The organism is Paenibacillus sp. FSL H8-0079 (genome assembly GCF_037991315.1).
GTDB lineage: Bacteria > Bacillota > Bacilli > Paenibacillales > Paenibacillaceae > Paenibacillus.
Map to the genome: position 1 here is coordinate 6,513,764 of NZ_CP150300.1, position 15,988 is coordinate 6,529,751.

Genomic DNA, 15,988 nt, shown 5'->3' on the forward strand with positions numbered 1-15,988 from the left:
AAATAGATGCTCAGGAATGGGACATTTGGCGATCCAGTATTAATTTCATCTGGGTATCCAGCTGGTAAGGCATGGATATGGGATCGGTAACAGCAAATTCCGTATACTCGGTCATATACACCTGATTTTGCCTCACTGCGGGCATTTCCTGCCACCAAACGCTGTTCGATATACGTTGGTACCGCTCCGAATCCAGCACCGTCAGGAACAAGTGGTCACCTGCATAGGATGTAACTTGCTCCTCTGAGATCATGAGATAAGCCTGACGGTCAATTAATTCCTTCTGAACCCGCTCTGGTGCCTGGAGTCCCAGGCCATCATACAGATTGTAGGCTCCCCTACACCAGTAATTGCCGAACACATAGATCGAATCATCGCGTATTTCCATCACGGAGAACGTATCTGTACTCTTAATAACACCCTTTAACCGGGATTTCAGGCGCTGTGTTTTGCGTTCATATTGCTGCATTACCTTCTCCGCTTCTGGCCCCTTACCGAATACCTCTCCAAGTTTCTGTAACAATACGAATGGCTTGTGGTCGTTCTGTGAAAAGATATATGTCGGCGCGATTGGTGATAACGCATCGTATTCCTCCTGATTTCCAACGAGAATCATCTCAGGCTGCAAATAGGAAATCTCCTGTGGGTCCAGCGGTACGCTGTTAACCTTGTGGAAACTCGCACTTAACGGGGTTAGGTAATGCTCATTGGACAGATTTTTGGCAACCGCCGCCGGGCGAATTCCAAGGGCAAGCAGATGACCGAGACAACTCATCACACAGATGTTGGACGAACTCTGCCGGTGGTTAAGAATGAACTGACCTGGGGAGATTCCTTCCATCTGTTTAAAGCGTCGATTGAAATAGTACTCATCCCGATATCCCACCAGGGTGGCCACCTCTTTCATACGTCCTCCGCGTAAAAGCAGTTGTTTGGCATGTTCCATCCGCAGCGTTGTCATATAATCCGACAGATTCGTTCCTGTGAGTTGCCTGAACCAATGGGTAAATCTGCGCTTGCTAATTCTGGCCTGTGCCGCCAGATCATCCACGGTAATTTCCTCGTTGTAGCGGCCCTTTAGCTGCGAAATGATCTCGGATATATTCGCTCTCGTGTGCTCACTGGAGACTTCTCCCTCGTACTCATGGGTATCTTTCAGCACCATACTCATTAATCTCTGAAACTGGGTGTGAATGCCGACTCGTTGTTTGCGATCCTGTACCATACGACGGTTTTCAATTCCCCTGATCCGCTGCAATATGGTTCGAAATCCCGCCGTGTCCATCTCACGGGTCTCGACGAGGGCGGGGAACATTCTGCGCTCCGAATCATGCAAGGTAAAGGCGACTAACCACGCGGATAACAACGTCTCTTCGTTTATTCGAATCTCTACCGTGTGTCCTGCATTGATAACAAGGGGAATCCCATATTGCAGCTCATGTATCTTACCATCGCAAATGAGCAGACCCTCTCCCTCCTCTACCACAATCATGATCTCGGTTGTTAGTGTTTGTGGTGGAATGTCATCGTTAGGTGATAAATGCTGTAGAGCCAACCCGTGAAGTTCGTAATAAATGCCGGGAACACCGTACCGGGTTTTGAGATGAGTCAGATCCAAAATCAGCTCTCCTTTTCGTGATAACCATTATCAATTAGAGCCATCATAACTCAACTCTTCCTCGGTTATCAATGGCCGGAACCTGCCCATAACCAGCCTATTAATGCAAAAAAAACGTCCTAATCTTCCATTGAATGCATTCTTGAACTTCATTACACTTGATTTATTGATAATGATTATCAGTAAATGCTTAATCATACAGGGGGATATTCATGAGACACAAAATGTCGAGACTCACCACGTTGCTCACTTTATGTTTAGTGGTATTGGTTGCAACAGCTTGTGGTAAAACAGCTGATACAGCCAGCAACACAGCGGCGCAGAACACCAGTCAAACGACCACCCAATCCGAGGAAAAAGGAACCCAGATGGCGACCGACGCTTATGGTAATCAGGTGGAGATTCCCATAGCGCCCAAACGCATTGTATACACCGACAACACGGTTGGAGATCTGTTGATTTTCGGTATCAAGCCTGTAGGTGTAGTACAACAAGGTTTGCAATACGCGACGTATAAAGACGAACTGAAAGATGTTGCAGATATCGGCTGGCCGCCAAGTCCTGAGAAGATTGTGGAACTTCAACCCGATCTGATTATTACCTCAACTCCAGACCAAAAACAGAATGAGACCCTCTCCAAGATCGCACCGGTGATCCTGACCAATGAATGGGACCCTATGCCTGTTCGGATCAATCGTCTGGGTGAATGGCTTGGCAACAAGCAAGTACCCGAACAATTCCTTGCACAGCATAATGCAAAGATTGTGAAGATGTGGAACGACTTACAGCAAGACGGAACCATTGAGAAGGACGAGACGGCATCCGTATTCCAATACATGATCGGCCAAAAACGATTAAGTGTGTACACGACCAGTTACCTACCTGGTTTCGTCTATAACGAAGATGGATTTAAGCCAACCGCAGCGATTCAGAAAATGATTGATAACCCGGATGACTATGGCTATGCCGATATTTCCATTGAACAGCTTCCCGAAATTGCCGGGGACCGGATATTCATTGTGTATTACAGTGACGAAGAACTGAAGGAAGTCGAGAATATGACCAAAGGTCCTGTATGGAATCAACTGCCCGCTATCAAAGCCGGTAAAGTATATTTCGTAAATGGCGGTCTCGGAATATCGACAGATCCACTAGCGAGGGAAGAACTGATCAAACAACTGCCGATCATGCTCAAAAAATAAAGGGATTGCACCCAACCAATTATGGAGGTAAGCGATGACAGATTCACTTGAACGGTATGATGTGACCATCATCGGCGGAGGACCCGCCGGGTTGTACACAGCATTTTATAGCGGCATGAGAGAACTGAAGACCAAGGTTATCGAAGCACAGCATGAACTGGGCGGAAGAGTCCTGACGTACCCTGAGAAAATGATATGGGATGTCGGGGCCATGCCTCCAATTCGTGGGGAACAGCTCATTGCACAGTTAATTGGACAAGCCCGTACATTCGATCCGACGATTGTTCTCGGTCAGCGGATTGTCGGCATGGAGCGTCAGGAGGATGGAGCCATTCTACTGACCGCTGATCAAGGCGAGCAACATCTGACCAAGACCGTAATTCTGGCTATTGGGTACGGAGAGCGCCAGAACGTCAAGCTTGAGATCGAAGGAGCAGATCGCTTCGAAGTGACCAACCTGCACTACACGGTTCAGGAACTGGAACGCTTCCGCAACCAGCGAGTATTAATCTCAGGTGGAGGTGACTCCGCTGTAGACTGGGCCAATGAGTTACAACCCATTGCCAGTAGCGTAACGATCGTTCATCGACGTGATCACTTTGGCGGTCTGGAGCGCAGTGTTACGATGATGAAGGACTCCTCCGTTCAAGTTCGGACACCCTATACCATAGAAGCGCTCCACAGCAGCGATGGGACACAAATTAATCGTGTATCACTCGTCCATACCGAGACTTCAGAGCGAGAGCAGCTGGAGGTCGATGCAGTTATCGTCAATCACGGTATGAAGTGCAACTATGGTACCATCCGGGATTGGGGACTGAATCTGGGTGAATGGAACCTGGAGGTGGAAGCAGATATGACAACTAACCTTCCCGGCGTATATGCCGCAGGTGATTTTGTCTCCTATGATAGTAAAGTTGAATTACTCGCTGGCACCTTCACCAGTGGTATTCTTGCATTGAACAGTGCCAAGCGTTATATACAACCCGATGCTTCTCCAATGGCTTATGTCTCCTCACACAATGAGCTGTTCAAAGAGAAAAACAGCGCTTTGGGTGTAGTTGAGGAAGAAATTTAAAACGGTTAACACATAGAAACATCCTTCTGCACACCAAATAGCACCTGTTCCACTGCTTAGTACGCAGAACAGGTGCTATTTGGCGTTATATTATAATATCGAAATCACAAGGGAAGCACAGAGACGTCCAAACGCAAGCTTAAGGATTGTTCGCCAGGTAATTTCTCAGCCATTGCATGGCCGGACGTTCTGTACCATTACTGTTGACCAAGTGGGAGCCTGCCTGCCAGGTTTGATTCTGGTTGTAACCCCACAGCGTCACACCTTTAACAGCAGAGTGTTTCCACAGCACAGGGAATTTTTGCTGATAACGCTGCAATTGTGTATTATCATCACCTGTCATATCCAGCTCGGATACATAGATTGGCAACCCTGTCGCTGCAAGCTTGTTCAGTACCGTGTTCATCGTGCTCACCGAGACGTTGTCCATATTGAAGTAATGCGCTTGGATACCGATGCCATCAACTAGACCCCTGTTTTTCAAAAGGTTGATAATCTGGATATATTGATCAGCTTTAGCCGGATCACCGATAATACCATATTCATTAATTAACAATTTGGAGTTAGGGAAGGCTTGTCTCGCTTGTTGGAATGACCAGATAACCCAATCCCAACCCGTTGCCCCATCTCCACCAATGGCATTGCGGTAAGATGGTTTCGCATGCAGAGGTTCGTTCACAACATCAACGAAGGCAGACTTCGAATACCGTTGTCCTGCTGCTTTAATCCATTGTGTCACTTCAGCCTTCTGGTCTGCAGCTGAGAGACCGTTAATCCATGTTGGCTGCTGGCTTCCCCATACGAGGGTATGAAACTTGAACGGAAATCCATTGTTATTAGCGTAGTTGTACGCCATATCTGCCTGCGACCAGTTCATCACATTTCGCGTGCCTTCCACAGCATCCCACTTGGTTGAATTCTCTGGGGTCACCTGATTCCAGTAAGGACTGAAATTAGAGGGTACACTACTTGCGATGATGTTCCCCAGGAATTTGCTACCTTTCGCTAAACCCGCACTCACACTACCAACCGCAACAGAAGCAGCGAGAATCCCTACCAATGCCAATGAGCCGACTGTCTTGAACCATTTGGACTTAATCAATATATGTCCTCCTTCGTTTCAAGTATTTTGTTAAGCGCTTACAATAACCACTTTACTGGATAATTATGGTTTTAGAAACCTGACAAATTATAGTATTTAACACCAATAATAGAGACCGATATTATATTTCCATCCATTTATCTACTCAAATCCTACATGATTGTTACATTGGAGTTTACATTCCCCAAATGTTTATCTAGTATGAAATGATACATATCTTTACACACACTAGATAACAAGGGAGATTACAACATGCGCAAAATTTCAATGAAACGTTTCGCCGGATGGCCTTTATCATTCCTCTTATGTGCCTCCATTTTGTTCGCCCCTTTTGCTTCCACTCCGGTTCAGGCTGCTGAGGCAGACAAGGAAACCAAGATCACGTTGCTGGGTACATCGGATATTCATGGTCGATTCATGCCGTGGGACTATGCTTTGGATGGTCCAAACCCAACCGGAAGTATGACACAGCTCTACACCATTGTAAAAAAAGTGCGTGCGGAGAATCCCAATACGATCCTGCTGGATGCAGGAGACATGATTCAGGATAACTCGGCTGAGTTGTTCAATGATCAACCCCAATCTCCCATGATGGTTGCAATGAACGAAATGAAATATGACGCATGGGTTATGGGTAACCATGAGTTTAACTTTGGACTGGACGTACTGGAGAAGATCTCCTCCCAATTCAATGGACAGCCTCTCGTGGGTAACATTTTCAAAGAAAACGGCGACCGCTACATGCCTGCCTATACGATTATTGAGAAAGACGGCATCAAAGTCGGTGTTATTGGAATGAACACACCTATGATTACCGAGTTTGAGAAAGGTACGGATCACCTGGACGGCATCATCGTCAAAGATCCTGTGGAAGAGACCAAGAAGGCCATTGCCGAGCTGAAAGGCAAAGTCGATGTCATGGTTGGACTTATGCATATGGGATTGGATAACGAGAACGGTAATCCGGGAACCGGAGTGACGGATATCGCCAATGCCAACCCGGAGCTGGCTGCCATTTTTGCCGGACACATGCACACCTTGATTGAATCCCAAACGGTTAACGGCGTATTGATCTCTGAACCAAATAAATATGGCTCACATATTTCACGAATCGATCTGACATTTGAAAAAGACGGCGACAAAGTCGTGCTGAAAAGCAAAGAAGCTCAAGCACTCGCTGTAAAAGCAGCAGACGGAACGTATGAAGTCTCCGATCCTGCGCTGGAAGAGACATTGCACCCGTTCCACGAGTTCGCTCGTGCCGATGCCAACATCGAAGTGGCTGAACTGAAAGGAACAAACCTGGTGCCTGCCGATGAGATTAAGGGTATTCCTGCGGTGCAGATCCAGGAAACACCTTTGTCTGACTTTTTCACCGAAGTGATGCTTCATTACAGTGATGCCGACGTAGTCGCGCACCAGATTGATAACGACAAGGCCAAGCTGGATGTAGGCCCGATCAAGAAAAAGGATATTGCGTTCAACTACCAATATACCTTCGGTGAAGTAACCGTGTATGAAGTGACCGGACGCGATCTGATGGATTATATGGAGTGGTCTGCGGGGTACTTCAACTCCACACGCCCGGGTGATGTGACCATCAGTTTTGATCCGAAACGACGTGCTTCCAAATACAGCACCGATGATTTCTTCGGCGGCGTGACGTATGAGATTGACCTGACCAAACCATACGGCAGTCGGATTACAAATCTCAAGTACAGCAACGGTACGACAGTAAAAGAAGACGATACGTTAAAACTTGGCATGAACGCCTATCGAATGGAAGCCCTGATTGCCAAAGGTGGCGCCATGGAAGGGCGTAAGTTCAAGCAACTCTGGTCCTCCAAGGACGCCTCGGCATTTGGTGAGATTCAAGGCACGATTCGCAACCTGTCCATCGCCTATCTGAAAGATGTCATGAAAGGCGTCTACGAACCGAAGATTCAACACAACTGGAAAATCACTGGCGTAGACCTGACTGCACCGGAGCGTGCAGATATAGTGGAGTTAATTAACGATGGCATTATGTCTGTGCCAACAACAGAAGATGGCAAGTACACCAACATTGCCTCCATTAACATTTTGGATGCGGTGACTCAAGAAGAGATTGATGCGCTATCTGCCAAAGCAGGTGTGAGTGCAGCCCAATTCGCAGGCGTGAAAACCAAGGGAGCGTTCTATCAACAGCTGAACAAAGCTCGCAAAGCAGCAGGTAATGGTGAGGAAGAAACTACACCTGAGAAGCCTACGACACCAACAGTACCAAAACCAACACCAACTCCAGGCACGCCGAAACCTGGTAAACCAGCAACACCAAGCACTGGAAAACCAGGAACTGTCACCAAAGGCAAACAAGCCAAGGTCACTGCGGCTTACCTGAACGTACGCGCTGGCGCTTCATCCAAAGCCAAAGTTGTTGCTGCGGTACCGAAAGGTACCCTGCTTGAGGTGATCAGTACAGACAAGTATGGTTGGGTAAAAGTGAAGCTGGATGGACGTGTAGCATTCGTATACGGGAAATATGTGAGTATTTTGAAATAGGGACAATCGTTACGTACTACGCTTCATGAAAAACAAAAAGGGCGATTCTCCCATGGAACTCATGGTCGGGATCGCCCTTTGTTATATTAAACGAATGGTTATGCGTATGGCCCTTCCTCTACTGCTCTAGGGGAATGAAGTCATTTAGCCTTGTGGCAGGTTCTTAATTTTATCCATAAAAGCGTCCAGCTGGATGCCATTCGTTTGTTCCGTAAAATCACGCAATTCCTCCGATTCCCCCTCGTAGGCGGCAAGTACGTAGTCATCATCGACAATATAGTACGTGCCGTAGCGGGTGAACGAATATCCTCCCAGCTGTTCTCCGGTCGTCCCCTTTTTGACTACAGCGATAATCTCCATACCTGGTTTAAGTTCAGGCTCCACACCTGCGAAGTCAGCGTTGTAAAATAAAAAAGTATCCTCGGCTACATCATCGCCTGTTACCACTTCATGTACCTTCACCTCATAGGAGATGAATTCAGGTTGGTAGGGTGTCATTCCATTATCCCTTTCCTTATCAGCCATCTTTCGTTCAGGCGTGCCCGGTTCAGTCGACAGCTCCACACGAAAACTCGGCAACACCTTCACGACCTCCGCCACAACGACCCCATCCCCAAACGCCATGATTTCATTGAAGCTCACTTCCCTCATATTAATCGTCGCGGGGACGCCAGTGGATAGCGGATATTGCTCGCGGAGTTCCTTCATACGATCAGAGGACAACCTGATGCTTGCGGTATTTTGCGATTCGGAAAAAGGGGACGAGCACCCGGTTAGACTCACCATAGTCAGTACGATACTTAACAACCAACATGTCATCTTGACTAGCGGCATATCTTATCCCCCTTTTCCTGATAAAAAAATAAAACACAGACATCCATGTCTGTGCAGTCCATTAAAATTTCGGTTGTACTCGCTCCGGCCGGGTAATACGTAGTATATAAAAGTACCACTATTATAAAAATATTTCATGACTAGCGACATACGTGTAATAAACGATTGATTATCCTATAACTTTTTTACAGATACCCATATTCTACCATATCTCATTTTTCAGTTCCAGCCTCAATGGAGTGATTTTTGTTCTTTTTTCCATTGATGTAAAGGAACTTTGATGTCTCAAAAACCGTCCATACCTATAGAGCATGACAAAAGGAGGAGGGGAAGAAGCTGTGTCTGTTGTACGAAGATTATTCGTATTCCCGTTTATCTTGCTGCTAACGTTAGGATGCGCTGGAGAATCCTTGGAAAAGAGGGAGGATAAGCCCCATGCACGTGGGATTATTACGGATTTTGAGGAAGAAAAGGGACAGGTCCTCATCGACAATACAGAGGATAACGGTGTTGAATCAGGACCGATCTGGATTTCGCTCAACACGGATGCCGAACTCATCATCGAAGGAGAGACGGCTACTGCCGCTTTGGATGAAACACTCGTTGGACGAAGCGCAGAAGTGTGGATCGGTGGGTATATCGCTCAGTCCTCCCCTCCCCAAACCAATGCTGTAAAGATGGTCATTCATGAACTTAAAGCAAACTAAGCCGATACATTTCGTTTCACGTGGAACGCTTTGATACACTTACGAAAACAATTTACACACTCGAAGCATTTACTCCGTTAGCCTGCCTGCATATAGAGTATAATGAAGAGGTATACGATAAATGTACGGTGCAATGCTTGTATGTAGAGTATTCAAAACTAACGCAAAAGAGGTAAACGATGAGCGAGCAACAATTTAAAGATTATGGACTTGGTGAAGAGATCGTAAAAGCACTGGACAGTCTGGGCTATGAGACACCAACCGAGGTACAGACCAAAGTTATTCCTGTGGCACTGGAGAATCAGGATCTTGTGGTGAAATCACAGACAGGTAGTGGTAAAACAGCTGCATACGGCATTCCGCTCTGCGAGCTGGTGGATTGGAATGAGAATAAGCCACAGGCTTTGATTCTTACACCAACCCGGGAACTGGCTTTGCAGGTGAACGAAGATATTACAAATATCGGCCGCTTTAAGCGTATTAAAGCAACCGCACTATACGGACAGTCCCCTTTTCATATCCAAAAGGCGGAGTTAAAACAAAGAACTCATGTCGCTGTTGGTACGCCAGGTCGGGTCCTGGATCATATCGAACGTGGCACGCTGCCACTCGAACGGATCGCCTATCTCGTTATTGACGAGGCGGATGAGATGCTGAATATGGGCTTTATCGAGACGGTACAAGCGATCATTCAGAAACTGCCGCAGGAGCGAGTAACGATGTTGTTCTCCGCTACGTTCCCTGAAGATGTAGCCAAGCTGTCACGCAAATACATGAACAAACCGGTAGAGATCGAGATCAAGGCAAGTGGACTGACGACAGCCACGATTGAACATGCTGTGATTAACGTGCCAGAAGTGAACAAAACCGCGCTGCTTCAGGACTTGTTCATTGTGGAAAATCCGGATAGCTGCATTGTGTTCTGCCGTACGCAGGAGAATGTGGACAAACTGTTCCGGGTCATGGCTGACCTGGACTACCCAGCAGATCGTATCCATGGTGGTATGGAGCAGGATGAGCGGATCGAAGTAATGAACGCATTCAGACGGGGACAATTCCGTTATCTGATCGCGACGGATGTAGCCGCACGTGGTATTGATATCACGAATATTACCCATGTCATCAACTACGATATTCCTTTGGAAAAAGAGGGATATGTTCACCGTACAGGCCGTACGGGTCGCGCAGGCAAAACAGGTAAAGCCATTACGTTGATTACACCGAAAGATGGCAGACGTCTGGCTGAGATTGAATCCTATATCGGATTCCAAATCCCTGTCGTGAAAGCCCCTTCCGAAGAGGCTGTGGATCGCCGCAGAGAAGATTTTGAGAAGCGATTGAAGATCGTGCCTGAACGCAAAAAGGACAAGCGTGAACAGTTGAACCAACAGATCATGAAGCTGAACTTCAACGGAGGCAAGAAGAAGAAACTTCGTGCCGTTGACTTTGTAGGTACCATCGCCAAGCTCGAAGGGGTAACCGCAGACGACATCGGGATCATTACGATTCTGGATAATGTGACGGATGTAGAGATCCTGAACGGTAAAGGCCCGCTCGTACTGGAGCTCATGCAGAATACAACGATCAAAAAGATGCAGCTTAAGGTTCGCAAAGGTCATAAATAGATTGGTGAATGTCGCACTGCCTTCCTAAACGCTTTAAACAAGACAAGCAGACCTGCTAAAATGACGTTATGGCAGGTCTGCTTGTGAATCGTCGTTATTGGATTATATTTATTGCGATTAAGAAGTATTCAAGTTTACCTATTAAACCTAAAGATAAAACTCATTAAAAATAGCGGAGTAAGGATCACCTTCCTTACTCCGCTATTATCCTTTTATATTGAGCCTAAGTAATTATCAATAACTTCCTGGATTTCTTGTTTAGTTAATAAGCCGCCTGGACCTCCGTTTGGACCTCCTCCTAGACCGCCCCCATATTCCGTTTGAAGGTGCGCTATGATGTCAACTATGTTCAAATCAGTCACTCCGTTTATACCAGCAAGATCGAATACTCTCTTGTCAGGCTCAGATCCATAACCAAATCCAAAATAATTATTGATTGCATTAAAATGAATAGTCTCGTCAACAATCGTTTGAATTTGAGTCAATGTTTTCGGAAGTTGTGTTATAGCGTAATTGTCTTGCAATATGCCCTGGATGCCCACTAGGTACTCATTGGTAACACCGATAACTCCCGCATTAGCAAAAGTCAACTCAGTAACTTCCGTCCATACACGTGAAATCGCTGCAGCATTGATCAAATTTAGTGCCGCTTGCTTCGTAATCTCCGCATTGACGATAGCTTGAATTCCTAAAACTGTTCTTGGAGAGCTTCCACCAGATTCGAGTGCAACTTTAACCGCTGACACATTGTCTGTCGTTACACCCGTAACACCTGCATTTACAAAAATTTCAATATCAACATTGGTCCATAAACCGGAAGCTGATGCAGCGTTAATTAAATCTAATGGTGTTGGTGTTGGTGTTGGTGTTGGTGTTGGTGTCGGTGTTGGTGTTGGTGTTGGTGTTGGTGTTGGTGTTGGTGTTGGTGTTGGTGTTGGTGTTGGTGTTGGTGTTGGTGTTGGTGTTGGTGTTGGTGTTGGTGTTGGTGTTGGTGTTGGTGTTGGTGTTGGTGTTGGTGTTGGTGTTGGTGTTGGTGTTGGTGTTGGTGTTGGTGTTGGTGTTGGTGTTGGTGTTGGTGTTGGTGTTGGTGTTGGTGTTGGTGTGCTTTCCTCCGTTTTTTTCCCTTCTTCTTTCCGTTCCATTATCACTTGCTCTGCCTGATAGGCTAAAGACACTAGGTCCGCTCGTGTAGCAGCCTCTTTATAATTGGTTGGGAAATCAACTTTTGCGTTTATAATAGCTTGAACATAACCTGCAGCCCAATCTGAAACTCCCTCTACTTCTGCGCCCTCTACAGGTTCCATATCAAGTAAGCGTCCAGCTGCGACCGCGGTCTCCTGGACAGTCATAGCCTTATTAGGGGTAAAGGTTTCATTTCCATTACCTATCATAATGCCAGCCTCTTTTACAGCTGTAATCTCTTCTACGGCCCAGTGTGTCAGCTCCACATCACTGAAAGGTTTTGTTGTTGGAGTCGTAGTTTCCGTTGCTCCAAGATTTAGAATTAACGCAGCGACTCTAGCAAATTGTGCACGATTCATATTCTCATTAAGTTTTGCTTCGCCGTTGATTCCGGAGAAAATTCCTTTCGCTACTAACTCATCATATTTTTGCTGCGCAGTACGATCTTGAGAGTCCGCGGCATTCCCTACTGTTGGAAAGAGTAAAGCTCCCATCAACAAAACCAGTGAAATTCGACTTAACTTCTTTTTCATAGCGTTTATCCCCCTTAAATTGCGAGCAAGATCACATAGGTCTATAGTATCATGTCAAGTGCATTACAAGAGCGAACTTAAAGTTTTCTTTAAGTTTCTTAAATGGGCTAATCTACCACGGTTCACCCTCCAACCCTGTTGTGAAATAAGTCTCTCCTCATTTTAACGCGTGTACCTGATTCTCTCTACATCATCGCACATGATATTTAAGCGCAATTCCCCCGCTCTCACCGCTCAACCTCGATGAAATGTCGGTTTGTTCAGCAATGGATGGATTGTTCACTTGAAAAAGTGTATGGCACAACTAAAATATAAATGAAAGAATCAATTTCATAATACCTTTATTTTAGTGAGTTATGAAATTGATTTGAGAACGCTACATTTAATCTGATATCTTTCGGGAGGTGTATGTAATGGGTAACAGGAAAGCTATCTGGTTTCTGGTCTTCGCACTCACGTTCACCCTGTTTGGACTTCATCCTGAACGGACAAGTGCAGCAAGTGTCACGATAACCAACGGTACCGATTGGCTTGATACCGCAGGTAACCCCATCCATGCGAACAGCGGCAACATTCTGCAGGTAGGCTCGACGTATTATCTGTACGGTGAACATGCCGTGGGTGGCAGGTTCGACAGCGTGAACGTCTACACCTCCACCGATCTGAAGAACTGGACTTTCAGCAACGCCATTCTGACGAAAGATTCCGCAACCGAGCTGGCCTCCAGCAAGATCGAACGTCCCAAAGTCATCTATAACGCCTCCACCAATCAGTATGTGCTCTGGGCACACTATGAGAATGGTACAGACTACAACCTCGGGCGTGTAGCGGTGGCAACAAGCAATACCCCGAATGGCAAATTCACCTATGAGGGCAGCTTCCGCCCGCTGAATTATGAATCCCGTGACATGACCGTCTTTGTTGATACAGATGGCACAGGTTATCTGGTTACTGCTTCACGCAAAAATGGCGGTGCCAATGATACGATGGCTATTTTTAAAATGAATGCAAGTTACACCGGAATACAGTCCTTCGAGGGCTGGCTGTTCGAGAACGCCTATCGTGAAGCGCCTGCTGTTGTGAAAAAAGGAAACCGTTACTACCTCTTCACCTCTCAAGCCGCTGGCTGGTATCCAAATCAGGGCGCTTATGCTACAGCAACTTCCATGACGGGTCCATGGACTTCGCTTACGCCATATGGCAATCCATCTGCCTTCGGTTCGCAGATTCACGATATTGCCACGATTACAGGCAGCAACACCACATCCTACATCTACATGGCGGATCGCTGGAATCCGATGAACCTCGGAGAGCACAAACATATCTGGCTGCCGCTAACCTTGAATGATACGAACGGAACAGCATCACTGGAGTGGTATACGGCGTGGAATATCGACGCAGCAACAGGCACGGTAACACCACCTGCTCTCGTCAACCACGCCCAAGGCAAAACAGCTACCGCTATCTCCACAGCCTCCGGTTCGTCTGCATCCAACGTCAATGATGGCAATTACCAGACTTCATGGGTGGCTTCCTCCAATAGCTGGTCTGCATGGTGGCAGGTGGACTTCGGCGCATCAAAGACGATCACCGAGATCGACACGTCCTGGTTTATGTATAAAGGTTCTGAAGGATACTACAAATACAAAATTGAAATTAGCAACGATGGAGTTAATTACTCCACCTTGGATCGCACCAATAATCTGACCTATGGCTTCACCACGGATGCCGTGCATTTCACTGCCCGTTATGTACGGATCAATATGGTGAACGCGGTCTTGTGGAATAATCCGGGGAACTGGTACACCCCAACTCTTCACGAGGTCAAAATGTTGGGTCCTGCAACACCTGAAGCCACAGGTTACAGCCGGTTCAGTTCGCACAACTATCCGGATCGATACATCCGTCATGCCAATTACACCGATCGCGTGGATGCCAACGTCTCTCCTGTTCTGGATTCACAGTTCCGCGTCGTACCAGGCCTTGCCAGCTCCACGGGAATTTCACTGGAGTCCATCAACTTCCCAGGCTACTTCTTGAAGCGCAACACCAGCAATAAAATTGTACTTGAAGCTTATGCCGACACCTCCGCCTATAAGGGAGATGCTACGTTCCTAAGCAGTCCAGGTTGGGCTGACAGCACCAAAGTATCCCTTCAATCGTATAGTCAGCCCGGCTATTACATCCGGCATTATGATTACGTGTTACAGCTCGATGCCATCAACGCATCTAGCAGCTCGACGGTGAAGAGTGACGCCACGTTTGGGCGAACCAATTTCTAAGCAAAATAATTGGAGTTGAGGATGAGCCATCTACATCTACAATTCGAGGAAAGGCCGTTTTTTCAGGAGTCACAACTGAAGAAGCGTTTTTTTCTGCTGCACGGTTTCAGATATAGATGACGTAACCCCATCTCAGACTGAAAATGCAGGTTTCATTAGAGCGAAATCGCCAGCCAGACTGGCTAGTGGCTGCCAGCTCTCTATCGCTATTTTATAATGACTGGCATATGCCTCTGCATCCACCCGTACATGCTTTACTTTTCCAAGAACCACATGATCTGTACCCACTTCAATGATACGATCCAGTGTAAGTTCAAAAGCAATCGGAGATTCCAGCACGGAAGGTACATCTACACGTATGCCTGCCTTGGGTGTAACCCCCGCCAGTTGAAATTCATCTTCGTCCGATGCTACATCTGCTGACGAACGCTGCATGGACGCTGCAAGTACAGCGGGAACTACATTGATCACAAACTCTCCCGTCTCTCGTATATTGACGAGTGTATCCTTCACGGTACCTTGCCTCTCACCTACACCAGGTCCAATGGATAGGAGCAGAGTCGCCGGATTGCGTGAAGCAACGGTAAAAAAACTGAATGGAGCGAGGTTAAGCACACCCTCCTTGCTTCGCGTAGAGACCCAAGCAATGGGCCGCGGCACCACGGAACCCGTCATTAATTTGTACATTTCATCCACGGTGATATCACCTGTTGCAAATGCATATGTATTTTTTTCTTCCAACATACTCAACCTTTCTGAAGTGCCCCTGAGCAGGTCCTTCGGTTTACAACGCTCTGTGGGACACATATAGTTGGTATAAGAATATACACTTGTTCACCACAAAAAAAGTACGCACTTTGAAGTGCGTACCTGCATAAAGGAGCTTATTCGTGATGGGTAATCCGAGCACAGTCCCAATGGAAACACTAACTCCCTTCGACTACACCCTGTCCATTATCGGCGGAAAGTGGAAGATGAAGATCATGTATCAACTTGCCTTTCATGGAGTCACACGTTACGGCGAACTCAAAAGACGTGTATCCGGGATCACGTACAAGGTATTAACCTCTCAACTGAACGATTTGGAACGTGAAGGTGTGATAAAACGAGTGGAGTATTCGTTAACCCCACGAGGGAGAAGTCTTATACCCATTCTGGAAGAAATCTGCAAGTGGGGTGTGCATCATGTACCGGAGATACAATCGCTGCATGAATTATAGTGAATATGGATGATATGCAAAAAGAACAGCCTACTCCCATGGGAGCAGACTGTTCTGCCAATCT

12 protein-coding genes are annotated in these 15,988 nt (G+C 46.7%); 7 read left to right on the forward strand and 5 right to left on the reverse strand.

Going from position 1 to position 15,988, the window contains the following annotated elements; genetic code table 11:
- Positions 1 to 10: 10 nt before the first annotated feature.
- Positions 11 to 1,618, reverse strand: coding sequence for a helix-turn-helix domain-containing protein (locus MHI06_RS29015; protein WP_340399927.1), 1,608 nt, complete (start codon positions 1,616 to 1,618; stop codon positions 11 to 13).
- Positions 1,619 to 1,830: 212 nt separating this feature from the next.
- Between MHI06_RS29015 and MHI06_RS29020 the strand changes: the two genes are divergently transcribed.
- Together MHI06_RS29020 and MHI06_RS29025 are read left to right on the forward strand one after the other, a co-directional pair.
- Entirely contained in the window at positions 1,831 to 2,820 is a 990-nt protein-coding gene (locus MHI06_RS29020) for an ABC transporter substrate-binding protein (protein ID WP_340399928.1), read from the forward strand.
- Positions 2,821 to 2,854: 34 nt separating this feature from the next.
- Positions 2,855 to 3,898, forward strand: a complete 1,044-nt coding sequence (locus MHI06_RS29025; protein WP_340399929.1) for an NAD(P)/FAD-dependent oxidoreductase — start codon at positions 2,855 to 2,857, stop codon at positions 3,896 to 3,898.
- A gap of 139 nt (positions 3,899 to 4,037) precedes the next feature.
- Here the strand turns inward: MHI06_RS29025 and MHI06_RS29030 are convergent, their stop codons facing one another.
- Positions 4,038 to 5,000: an endo-1,4-beta-xylanase gene (locus tag MHI06_RS29030; RefSeq protein ID WP_340399930.1), complete on the reverse strand. Its 963-nt coding sequence runs from the start codon at positions 4,998 to 5,000 to the stop codon at positions 4,038 to 4,040.
- Positions 5,001 to 5,252: 252 nt separating this feature from the next.
- Here MHI06_RS29030 and MHI06_RS29035 point away from each other — a divergent pair, with 252 nt between their 5' ends.
- Positions 5,253 to 7,541 carry a 5'-nucleotidase C-terminal domain-containing protein gene (locus tag MHI06_RS29035; protein WP_340399931.1) on the forward strand — a complete coding sequence of 763 codons (2,289 nt, stop codon included), beginning with the start codon at positions 5,253 to 5,255 and terminating at the stop codon, positions 7,539 to 7,541.
- 144 nt (positions 7,542 to 7,685) lie between these two features.
- On the opposite strand, the gene MHI06_RS29040 is transcribed toward MHI06_RS29035, so the two are convergent.
- Positions 7,686 to 8,375, reverse strand: a complete 690-nt coding sequence (locus tag MHI06_RS29040; RefSeq protein WP_340399932.1) for a hypothetical protein — start codon at positions 8,373 to 8,375, stop codon at positions 7,686 to 7,688.
- 338 nt (positions 8,376 to 8,713) lie between these two features.
- Here MHI06_RS29040 and MHI06_RS29045 point away from each other — a divergent pair, with 338 nt between their 5' ends.
- Both MHI06_RS29045 and MHI06_RS29050 read left to right on the forward strand, forming a co-directional pair.
- Positions 8,714 to 9,082, forward strand: a complete 369-nt coding sequence (locus MHI06_RS29045) for a hypothetical protein (RefSeq protein WP_340399933.1) — start codon at positions 8,714 to 8,716, stop codon at positions 9,080 to 9,082.
- Between the two features lie 179 nt (positions 9,083 to 9,261).
- Positions 9,262 to 10,707, forward strand: a complete 1,446-nt coding sequence (locus MHI06_RS29050) for a DEAD/DEAH box helicase (protein ID WP_169482214.1) — start codon at positions 9,262 to 9,264, stop codon at positions 10,705 to 10,707.
- A 212-nt stretch (positions 10,708 to 10,919) separates the two neighbouring features.
- Here the strand turns inward: MHI06_RS29050 and MHI06_RS29055 are convergent, their stop codons facing one another.
- Positions 10,920 to 12,422 carry an S-layer homology domain-containing protein gene (locus tag MHI06_RS29055; protein WP_340399934.1) on the reverse strand — a complete coding sequence of 501 codons (1,503 nt, stop codon included), beginning with the start codon at positions 12,420 to 12,422 and terminating at the stop codon, positions 10,920 to 10,922.
- Between the two features lie 413 nt (positions 12,423 to 12,835).
- On the opposite strand from MHI06_RS29055, the gene MHI06_RS29060 reads away from it, so the two are divergent.
- The gene (locus MHI06_RS29060; protein ID WP_340399935.1) at positions 12,836 to 14,704 is read left to right on the forward strand and encodes an AbfB domain-containing protein; all 1,869 of its coding nucleotides are present in this window, start codon (positions 12,836 to 12,838) and stop codon (positions 14,702 to 14,704) included.
- A 132-nt stretch (positions 14,705 to 14,836) separates the two neighbouring features.
- On the opposite strand, the gene MHI06_RS29065 is transcribed toward MHI06_RS29060, so the two are convergent.
- Positions 14,837 to 15,448: a flavin reductase family protein gene (locus tag MHI06_RS29065; protein ID WP_340399936.1), complete on the reverse strand. Its 612-nt coding sequence runs from the start codon at positions 15,446 to 15,448 to the stop codon at positions 14,837 to 14,839.
- Positions 15,449 to 15,597: 149 nt separating this feature from the next.
- Here MHI06_RS29065 and MHI06_RS29070 point away from each other — a divergent pair, with 149 nt between their 5' ends.
- On the forward strand, positions 15,598 to 15,924 hold the full coding sequence (locus MHI06_RS29070) for a helix-turn-helix domain-containing protein (RefSeq protein ID WP_248278236.1): 327 nt from the start codon (positions 15,598 to 15,600) through the stop codon (positions 15,922 to 15,924).
- Positions 15,925 to 15,988: the final 64 nt, after the last annotated feature.